We start from the raw sequence: 1,414 nt of genomic DNA, 5'->3' as shown, positions 1-1,414 counted from the left end.
CAAATCGCGCCCTACGCGCGGGTTGATCGGTTGATTAACATCAAAGCTTGAATATGAGAAATGCGCTAACTGTGACGGCGGTGGTCACCGTGGCTCGAGTGTCAGCAGATGTGGTAAGGGTGAGTGTCGGCGAGTAGCAGAGGTCCAGCAACAATGACTTTGAGGCGAACCAGAGCTTACGGCATATCCGGCTTGGTTCTAGCGGTTTGCACTGTGTTTGCTTGGCAGAACGCCGCTGCCGCTCAAAATTGCGACGCAGCCGCGACGCCTGGCGTCAATTGGCAAGAGTGTGACAAGAAGCTTCTCATCCTAGATGGACAGGACCTGAGCGGGGCGAACCTGTTCGGTGTTGATTTCACTTCGACCGACCTCAGGAACACCAATCTCCGTGCGGCAAATCTTGAGAAGGCAACTCTTGTGCGTGCTTCCTTGGCCGACTCGACCGCCAAAGGCGCCCGGTTCGACAGAATCGAGGGCTACAGGACCGACTTCAGCCGTATGGACGCGCAGGGCGCTGTGTTTGCGAGCGCGGAAATGCAGCGCTCGAATTTCCAGGGCGCCAATCTGACCAATGTTGATTTCACAAAGGCAGAATTGGGGCGTGCGCAGTTCCATGACGCCGATATCAGCGGCAGCCGCTTCTCGTTTGCCAATCTCGCACGGGCGGACTTGTCGCTGCCCGGCCGCGTGCGCCTGTCCGNTGGGGCGTGCGCAGTTCCATGACGCCGATATCAGCGGCAGCCGCTTCTCGTTTGCCAATCTCGCACGGGCGGACTTCCGAGGAGCGACGTTCACCGCGCCGATAGACTTTGACCGCGCCTTTTTCTTTCTGACCCGTATCGAGGGTGTCGATCTTTCCAATTCGGCGGGTCTGTCCCAGTGGCAGCTCAACATGGCTTGCGGAGACGCCCGGACCGAGTTGCCTTCTGGCTTGACGAGGCCTGAAGATTGGCCCTGTCAATTCCAGCAGGAATAGTTGTCGGCAAGCGAACTGCGGCAATGCTGCACCCGACAGGATTCGAACCTGTAACTTCTGCCTTCGGAGGGCGCAGATCGTCCGCCAAAGTGGCACGTTTCTGCGGTATTGCTATTGGCGAAATCGCGGCCGAAGGGTGTTTGTGCCCCTTCCGTTCACCGCTACCGGTTCAATCGAACCGGTAGCTCCTGTCCGAATAAGTGGCAGCAACTCTTGTATCGTCGAGAATGACTACCATCGTCGTGATTATCATTCAGAAGCCTGGCACCAACGCGTCGATCATACTCGCCTCGCAGCACTTGACATAGGCCGCGGCATCTTGGGGGCTTAAGCTTTCGTCGGTCAAACGCCTGTCGAATGCATCTAGAGTATCCGTCTTGGTCAAGGAAGGGATGGCGACCATTTCCGGTCGTCCCTGATGAGGGCGTTAGCGAGAAC

General features: G+C 57.4%; 1 protein-coding gene and 1 pseudogene. Both read left to right on the top strand.

What is annotated here, in order from left to right; all coding sequences use genetic code 11:
• Positions 1 to 153 precede the first annotated feature (153 nt).
• Complete coding sequence (locus tag X760_RS73545) at positions 154 to 723, top strand: pentapeptide repeat-containing protein (protein WP_245278808.1); 570 nt, start codon at positions 154 to 156, stop codon at positions 721 to 723.
• A pseudogene (locus X760_RS76085) lies at positions 704 to 976 on the top strand (pentapeptide repeat-containing protein); the annotation flags it as partial. The gene X760_RS73545 and the pseudogene X760_RS76085, both read left to right, overlap by 20 nt.
• Positions 977 to 1,414 lie beyond the last annotated feature (438 nt).

Source organism: Mesorhizobium sp. LSHC420B00, from assembly GCF_000503055.1.
Taxonomy (GTDB): domain Bacteria; phylum Pseudomonadota; class Alphaproteobacteria; order Rhizobiales; family Rhizobiaceae; genus Mesorhizobium.
This window is presented reverse-complemented; position numbering and strand designations above follow the sequence as displayed.